Source organism: Microcystis sp. M_QC_C_20170808_M3Col, from assembly GCF_007095505.1.
In the GTDB taxonomy this organism is placed as follows: domain Bacteria; phylum Cyanobacteriota; class Cyanobacteriia; order Cyanobacteriales; family Microcystaceae; genus Microcystis.
This window is the reverse complement of sequence record NZ_SFBY01000337.1, coordinates 1-6,213: the sequence shown is the minus strand read 5'-3', so window position 1 is coordinate 6,213 and position 6,213 is coordinate 1. Positions and strand designations below refer to the sequence as shown.

The 6,213-nt window shown below is 45.7% G+C and carries 7 protein-coding genes and 1 pseudogene; 2 read left to right on the top strand and 6 right to left on the bottom strand.

Features of this window, described 5'->3' with window-relative positions; translation table 11 throughout:
* Positions 1 to 128: pseudogene (locus EWV84_RS15465) on the bottom strand (RNA-guided endonuclease TnpB family protein); the annotation flags it as partial.
* Positions 129 to 391: 263 nt separating this feature from the next.
* Positions 392 to 559 (bottom strand): YqaE/Pmp3 family membrane protein, encoded by a 168-nt coding sequence (locus EWV84_RS15460; protein ID WP_286825187.1) that lies wholly within the window; start codon positions 557 to 559, stop codon positions 392 to 394.
* 108 nt (positions 560 to 667) lie between these two features.
* Between EWV84_RS15460 and EWV84_RS15455 the strand changes: the two genes are divergently transcribed.
* Positions 668 to 1,033: a phage holin family protein gene (locus tag EWV84_RS15455; protein ID WP_286825186.1), complete on the top strand. Its 366-nt coding sequence runs from the start codon at positions 668 to 670 to the stop codon at positions 1,031 to 1,033.
* Between the two features lie 205 nt (positions 1,034 to 1,238).
* Here the strand turns inward: EWV84_RS15455 and eno are convergent, their stop codons facing one another.
* The 3 genes from eno to glgX form a co-directional block, all read right to left on the bottom strand.
* The gene (gene eno, locus EWV84_RS15450; protein WP_286825185.1) at positions 1,239 to 2,537 is read right to left on the bottom strand and encodes a phosphopyruvate hydratase; all 1,299 of its coding nucleotides are present in this window, start codon (positions 2,535 to 2,537) and stop codon (positions 1,239 to 1,241) included.
* Between the two features lie 46 nt (positions 2,538 to 2,583).
* On the bottom strand, positions 2,584 to 3,345 hold the full coding sequence (locus EWV84_RS15445) for a DUF3887 domain-containing protein (protein WP_287078719.1): 762 nt from the start codon (positions 3,343 to 3,345) through the stop codon (positions 2,584 to 2,586).
* Positions 3,346 to 3,460: 115 nt separating this feature from the next.
* Positions 3,461 to 5,539 (bottom strand): glycogen debranching protein GlgX, encoded by a 2,079-nt coding sequence (gene glgX / locus EWV84_RS15440; RefSeq protein ID WP_287078718.1) that lies wholly within the window; start codon positions 5,537 to 5,539, stop codon positions 3,461 to 3,463.
* A gap of 62 nt (positions 5,540 to 5,601) precedes the next feature.
* Between glgX and EWV84_RS15435 the strand changes: the two genes are divergently transcribed.
* Entirely contained in the window at positions 5,602 to 5,787 is a 186-nt protein-coding gene (locus EWV84_RS15435) for a hypothetical protein (protein WP_286825182.1), read from the top strand.
* A 30-nt stretch (positions 5,788 to 5,817) separates the two neighbouring features.
* Here EWV84_RS15435 and EWV84_RS15430 read toward each other — a convergent pair.
* On the bottom strand, positions 5,818 to 6,213 hold a 396-nt coding region (locus EWV84_RS15430), incomplete at its 5' end, for a DUF4351 domain-containing protein (RefSeq protein ID WP_287078717.1).

Sequence of the window (6,213 nt, the reverse complement as noted above, 5' to 3'; positions counted from 1 at the left end):
GTCCCTTGATTGTCTAGCCAATAACGAACACAAGAGTTACGCACAAACCGAGAAGTTTTGATAGCTTCATCAAGCTGGTGATATTGCTCTGGTGTTCCGTTTTTTAGCTTTGCTTCTACTACTAGCATTTAACAATCCTCCACCATTGGCTAGGTTAAGTATAACAGAGTTCGCCGTTTACCCACAGATGGTGTTGATATTCTGGTCGGATTTCATCCCCCGCAAAGGTGAGTATCTTGTCGAAAAATGTAGCGGGGGCATTCATCCGACATTTTAGTTAATAAACCTCTCCAGAAATCAGGCTAGAAGACTGATCCACCCAGCTAAAATCTTCATTATTGGAGATGTCTAATGCAGCGACTAGAAAAACTGGCATCTCCTGGGGTGCTAATTAGGAATTCTCGGCTTCTTTGGAGACAATCCAGAAAGCGTGGATAATGCCGGGGACATAACCGATTAAAGTTAAGATGATGTTAATAACAAAGGCTAAACTCAGTCCCGTAGTCAAAAATACGGCTAAGGGCGGCAAAAAAAGCGCACAAACTAGGCGAAGAAACATTGCTTGTACCTCAAAAAGACTTTAGTGAATCTTAATTCTATATTAAGCTTGCTCTCCTTAAAGTTGCCATAGAATGGCAGTGATTGCAGAAAAATTAAGGAGAAATTTATGATCGGCATTCTTTTAAATATTCTTGCCACTGCCCTGAGTTTATTAGTGGTTGATATTATCTTCCCCGGTGTTAAAGTCGATAGCTTTATTGTGGCCATGGTTGCGGGGGCAGTTATCGGTTTAGTCAACGGACTGGTTAAACCGATTCTAGGGCTGCTTTCCCTACCGATTACTATTCTCACCCTCGGTGGCTTTATCCTTGTTCTCAATGGCTTTTGTTTCTGGTTAGCCTCGATCCTCGTCCCGGGATTCGCAGTTAAGGGTTTAGTGGCTTTTATCGGTGCGCCAATCGTCCTCTCTCTGGTCAACACCCTCTTAAATAAATACTTCGCCGAAAAAGGTTCCAGCGAAGTACCACAATAGTCAGTGACCAGTTATCAGTTATCAGTACCCTCAGTGTAACACCTTTGATCCAAAAATCATACCTTTGGGCAAAAAAAGGCCAAAAATAAATACTTCGCCGAAAAAGGTTTCAGCGAAGTACCACAATAGTCAGTGACCAGTTATCAGTTATCAGTATTTTTAGTATAACACCCTTTTTCGATCACTGCAAGACTTTTTTCAAATTTTAGGCCAAGAATTTTGGGCCCAAACCGACTTTCGGCGCGTACACCGCCCGATCGCCCAATTCTTCTTCGATGCGTAATAAGCGATTATACTTAGCCACCCGTTCACTGCGACTGAGAGAACCAGTTTTAATCTGTCCGGCATTAGTAGCCACCGCCAGATCTGCGATCGTGGTGTCTTCCGTTTCTCCGGAACGATGACTGATGACAGAACGATAACCGTGACGGGTAGCCAGGGCGATCGTTTGTAGGGTTTCCGTCAAAGAACCGATCTGATTGAGTTTAATCAGAATCGAGTTAGCAATACCGAGATCGATCGCTTTTTGCAGACGGATGGGATTAGTCACCATCAAATCATCGCCCACCAACTGAATCCGCGCCCCCAGTTTATCGGTCAATAATTTCCAGTTATCCCAATCTTCCTCGTGTAAACCGTCTTCAATGGAAACAATCGGATAGCGATCGACTAAACTCGCCAAAAAATCCACCATTTCGGCGGGAGAATGGGCAGAACCATCGTAGATGTATTGACCATCCCGATAGAATTCATTGGCGGCCACATCCATAGCCAAAGCCACCTCCGACCCTGGTTTATAACCGGCACGTTCGATCGATTCGATCAAAATATCCAAAGCTTCCTGATTTGAAGCCAAATTCGGAGCATAACCGCCCTCATCGCCCACACCGGTCAGTAATTTGCGTTCGTGCAAGGCCTTACCCAAAGCGGCGAATACTTCCGCCCCCCAACGCAAACCTTCCTTAAAAGAATCGGCCCCGATGGGGAAGATCATAAACTCCTGAAAATCGACGTTATTATCAGCGTGAGAACCACCATTGATCACGTTCATCATCGGGACGGGTAGCACATTGGCCATCGGACCGGCGAGATAACGATAGAGAGGCAATCCCAGATCCGCCGCCGCCGCTTTAGCCGTAGCGAGAGAGACGGCCAGGATAGCATTAGCTCCTAATTCTCGTTTATTGGCCGTGCCATCGCGCTCGATCATAGCTAAATCGATACTAGCTTGGTCGAAAGCATTCATCCCCTCCAAAACCGGGACAATTTTTTCGTAGACATTGCGAACCGCTTTCAGGACACCCTTACCACCGTAACGCTGGGGATCATCATCGCGCAATTCGTGGGCTTCAAAACTGCCCGTAGAAGCACCACTGGGAACTTGGGCCAAACCCATCGCCCCCGATTCTAACAGCACTTCCGCTTCGATAGTGGGACGGCCGCGGGAATCTAGAATCTCCCTAGCTGCGATCGCTTCGATGGGAACTTCGATTTTATCTAACATAACTTGTCGTCTCCAACTCAATTTACGGGGTTATTTCGGCTGATTACTAATTGCCTAAAGGGAAATCCACGTTGACAATCTGCTTTTGATCATCAAAAACGAGGATTAAAGTATCCGTCAGTTTTTCAAATTGAATCGTCACCAACACCAGATCCACACCGTCCGTATCCGAACCTTTTCTGACCTGAGTTCCCACGATCCGACGCACGGGGCCGGTACGCTTAAGTAAATTCTCCCAAGCGCCTTGTACTCTGGTGGGGAAAACCTCAGCTTTCAGGAAAGGGTGTAGATAGCCTCTGGCCAGGCCGTAGTCTTTATTGACCAAGGACCTGACAAAAGCATCGCCAATCTCAGAAATACTACGAAATTCGGGAAAATCGGCGGCAATTACCTGACCAGACCGGTTAAAGGTAATTACCACATCTTCAGTGAGTTTCTCAAATTCAACGGTGACAATCACCAGATTGGCATTGATAGCATCGAGTAGCTTGCTTTCGACAATGCGCTTAAACGGTCCAGTATTGTCAGTGACTTGGCTTTCCCAGACCTTTTGCAGTTTTTCGGCAGTCCAGAGGGGTTTTAGTTGGGGTGACAAAGCTGCAATCACCTTGTCGTATTGTTTAGTTCCCAACCATTCTACTAACTGCCGAGCTTGCTTTTCTTCCCGGACGGGATCACCAATAGCGATCGCATTCGGTTCTAGGTTCGCCTGTACTGGTGAAACGCTGAACGCGGTCCAAGGCAGGGAAAAACCAATTAAACACAAAGAGAGAATCGATACCCGTTTCGCTAATGAAAGCCGCATCATTTCAGCTATTGCTCCGCAAATAAATAACGTTTTTCCACTTGACGATTGAATTGATGCCATTGTTCATTAGTTAAAGTATTCAACATCGCTCGATCGGGCAATATCTCTCCTCTTGTTATACTGGTTTAACGATTAAAACTACCGCCGAACGCGCTTGCACCCGATAGGTTTCCGATTCAATAGCGGCTGCGGCATCCAAATCACAGGCTGCCTCGGACAATTGCCAAGCAGTATCGATGACACGATGCCATTTTTCCCCTTGTCCCAAGGGGGGTAACTGGAAGTTGAGAGATTCCCAGTAAGCGTTGAGCATAATGTGTAAATACTCATTCGCCTTGGGATGACGCAGGGAAAAAGCTAAACTGTGGGAATCTTCCGACCAATCGGGTTTACTCAACTGTACGCCATGCCAACTGAGATGGGGTTCAAGACTGGTATAGGTGACTTCTAGCAATTTTTCCTGACGGAAAAGAGCTAATTTTTTATTAAAATCGAGCAGTCTCCTTACGAAACACCAAAGATCGAACTCTTGCTCTACCGCACTCCAATCGAACCAACTTAACTGGTTATCCTGACAATAGGCGTTATTGTTGCCCTTTTGGGTGCGTCGCACTTCGTCCCCCATCAACAGCATAGGTGTTCCTTGGGAAATGAACAGGATCGTTAAGAGATTTTTTATTTGTTGCAGTCGCAGGGTTTTAATCCTCTCGTTATTGATTTCCCCTTCTATCCCACAATTCCAGCTAAAATTATCGTTGCCACCGTCCCGATTCTCCTCGCCGTTAGCCTCGTTGTGTTTCTCGTCGTAGGAAACTAGATCGTTAAGGGTAAAGCCATCGTGACAGGTAACAAAATTTATACTTCTATTGACATCGGTATCAGGTCTGTGGTATATGTCGGGGCTTCCTAAAATGCGCGCCGCTAATTTGCTGACTATGCCGGTATCTCCCCGGACAAAAGCGCGCACATCATCGCGAAAAGGACCATTCCACTCGGAAAACCAATCGGCAAATTCGACAAATTGACCGACACTATACAATCCTGCCGCATCCCAAGCTTCGGCGATTAATTTTGTCCCAGCTAAGACAGGATCCGATTCGATCGCCCAGATCATGTTATAACCTTTTTGCAGAATCGGTTCCCCGTCCACATTGCGCGATAATACGGCCGCCAGGTCAAAGCGAAAACCATCCACGTGCATTTCTGACACCCAATAGCGCAAACAATCGAGAATCATTTTGCCAACAATGGGATGACTGCCCTTGAGGGTGTTACCACAGCCGGTATAGTTGCTATAGAGGCTTTTATCTTCCCCGTCGAGGATGTAGTAGGTGCGATTATCGATACCTTTCAAGGAAAGAGTTGGCCCGATTTCGTCTCCCTCGGCGGTATGATTGAAAACTACATCGAGAATCACTTCGATCCCCGCTTTGTGTAACGCTTTCACCAGATCGCGAAATTCATTCAAAGGACCCAGGGGTGAGCGATCGCTACTGTAACCGGCATGGGGCGCAAAAAAGCCGATCGTGCTATAACCCCAATAGTTAGTTAACCCCGGCATGGCGGCAGCGGGATCAAAGTAATGAATCGGTAACAATTCCACGGCAGTAATGCCTAGGTTTTTCAAATAGGGTATTTTTTCGATTAATCCCGCAAAAGTACCTCTTTTTTCCTCGCTAACGCCGGAATTCGGGTTACGAGTAAAGCCACCGACGTGCATTTCGTAGATAAAACTGGCAGAGTAGGGAGTGCGTAGCGGTGCGTCATCTTTCCAATCATAGCAGCCCGGATCCACTACCAGACCCCGCAAAGCTCGATGACAATTATCGCCTTTTTCGCTGGCAGCTTGTCGATCATAAATTTCCGCACCGACAATCGCTTTCGCATAGGGATCAAGAACTACTTTATCAGGATCGAAGCGATGACCCTGGGCCGGATTATCCGGACCATGGACTCGATAAGCATACACTTGACCGGCTCCAATACCGTGAACGAAAATATGCCAATAGAAAAAGGTGCGGTTTGTTTGCGGGGTGAGGAGAATAGTCCGGCTAGGTACGGGAGAATTAGCATCATCAAATAATAATAATTCGATCGCCGTGGCATACTTAGAAAATAGTGAGAAGTTGACACCATCGGCCAAGACAGTCGCACCGACAGGATGGCTTTTACCGTGATCGGTTTTTAAGGTCATTGTCAAGAGATAAGAAGTGATTAGGATTAGTATAAGGTTATTCGGCGTTGCTGAATCAAGCTATGAATGCCAAATGTGTGTCCTATCCAAAAGTTAGTTTGGGTCCAGGTTTTAAAAATATCACAAAAGAATGTTCAGAACTCAAATCAGCAACGCCAGATTTTCATGGAGATGGCGTGATTAATTTCCAAGACCTTGCCCTATTCGATAAAGCTCTCAATTTCCCGATAGATAAAGAAAACAATTAGAGGAGTTTTAAATGACCTTTCCCGAAGATTTTAGGTTTGATTAAGCCAATTGATTAAGTCAGCTTGACTCTTAAAGTCTAGCAATGCTTCTCCTAAGTCTTCTAATTTTTCTACTGAGAGTTTTTGGATAGTTTCGGTAATATGCGGGGGAAGTTCACCAAAACGTCGGTTAAGTAAGCGTAGCACTAACTTGGATGCTTCTTTTTGAAGTCCAATGGCTTCTCCTTGTTGAATCGCTGCTTCTCTATCTTGTTCGTATAAAGGGGCTAAACGCATAATAAATTTCCTCTCCTCCTGGGTTCTTTTTGGTAAGGCTTGCAAGTTCCTACTCAAATTGTATAATAATTTTAAGGAAGCTGATTTAAAGGGATGACTAGGAGACAAGGCCTCTAATTCATCAATCGCTCTGGTTCTGGTTCCTCCTCT